Source organism: Pseudanabaena biceps PCC 7429 (genome assembly GCF_000332215.1).
Classification (GTDB): Bacteria; Cyanobacteriota; Cyanobacteriia; order Pseudanabaenales; family Pseudanabaenaceae; genus Pseudanabaena; species Pseudanabaena biceps.
Map to the genome: position 1 here is coordinate 1 of NZ_ALWB01000434.1, position 1,404 is coordinate 1,404.

Here is a 1,404-nt window from a genome sequence, read left to right on the forward strand (position 1 = left end):
AACGAACCACAAGGAAATTTTTGAAAGCCTTGCAAAGCAAGGCTTTCAAAAATTTCCTTGTGGTTCGTTTGATTGATAATTGCTATATATTTCAGGAGCGATCGCTAAATATTTGTTGCAAGCTAATGATTGCGACGATAATGCGCTGTCATGAACTGCTGCCAGTTGCCATCATCACCAAGAATCTGCGATCGCATGATCCGATGGTCGTCGCTAACAAACTCAATGATGTCCTGATATTTGGCGATCGCACTCTGGCTAAAGTTTAGCCCTTCAGTATCTAATGTGAGAATCTTTTCAGACTCATCAAGAGCGCCATTGTAAATCCAGAGATGCGTCATCATTGAGCCGATGAACGTTCCCACATACCGATTGATTTTTGGGTCATAGCCCAACGTCATGATCGTCTTGCCACGATTACCGTCTGGCATTTCACAGTCGCCTTCTGCCACGACCCAAAGTCCGCCAAGCGATCGGACGATTTCAGTTCCTTGGGTTTTCGATGGTGGTTGGTCAGCTCCCATCATACATTCGACTTCCGAAATCCATTCGCCAACGAATTGATCGAGCCACTGATGTTCTTTTTGAGGTTCAGCGTCCATATTTTGCTCCTAAATAGTTAATCATAATCAGGTTTTTCAAGTCTTCTCTTACAGATCTCGTGCGGCAACCATTGCGTTAATCTGCTCATCAGTACCTCGAATCTCAAAGGCTCCGTTGCGAACCGCAGGATGTTGGGACATCAACTGGATTGCATGGTTCAGGTCTCTCGCTTCAAGAAAGAGGAGCCCGCCCAGATGTTCCTTCGTTTCAGCGTAGGGACCATCGGTAATCGTGACCTTACCGTTCTGATACCTTAGTGTTGCGGCATTGCGGATGCTTTGGAGAGCTTCACCACCAACAAAATGTCCACCTCGGCGGAGCTCGTCGTCATAGGCGAAACATTCCTCCATCAGCCCTCCATGAGAGTAGTGCGATCGCTTTCGGTCATCCGATCCCATTGCGCCTCATCCATGTATCCAAGGCATATAAATTTCATCGTTGCCTCCAGAGTTTTATCTAAAATTAGTTGCCTTCATCTAGTAGTCGTTCGGTGAAGCTGTAAATCGACAGTTTGGCAAAAAATCCTTGCAAGATGTCTAGATGCAGCGCGAAGCGCTGCATCTAGACATCTTGCAAGGATTTCTAAAACACAAAATGGCGTATCCATTTTGTGTTTTGGGATTAGTTCAGTTCTTGGAGACGCTTTTCGAGAAATCGTCGCTCTGGTTCTTGCTTCACGAGTGCAAGGGCACGTTGGTAGGATTCTCTTGCCTCGGTTGCTCTGCCCAAGCGCCGACAGAGATCGGCGTTGCACAAATGAAAGATGAATCAAGCAAAGGTAGTAAATGATTTGTACTTAAG

At 46.1% G+C, this 1,404-nt stretch carries 2 protein-coding genes and 1 pseudogene; all 3 read right to left on the reverse strand.

Annotated features, from left to right (window positions below):
• Positions 1 to 122: 122 nt before the first annotated feature.
• Complete coding sequence (locus PSE7429_RS22960; RefSeq protein ID WP_009629809.1) at positions 123 to 602, reverse strand: DUF1579 domain-containing protein; 480 nt, start codon at positions 600 to 602, stop codon at positions 123 to 125.
• Positions 603 to 650: 48 nt separating this feature from the next.
• Positions 651 to 1,001: a YciI family protein gene (locus PSE7429_RS22965; RefSeq protein WP_233424428.1), complete on the reverse strand. Its 351-nt coding sequence runs from the start codon at positions 999 to 1,001 to the stop codon at positions 651 to 653.
• Between the two features lie 223 nt (positions 1,002 to 1,224).
• Positions 1,225 to 1,362: pseudogene (locus tag PSE7429_RS28115) on the reverse strand (RNA polymerase subunit sigma-24); the annotation flags it as partial.
• Between the last annotated feature and the right edge of the window lie 42 nt (positions 1,363 to 1,404).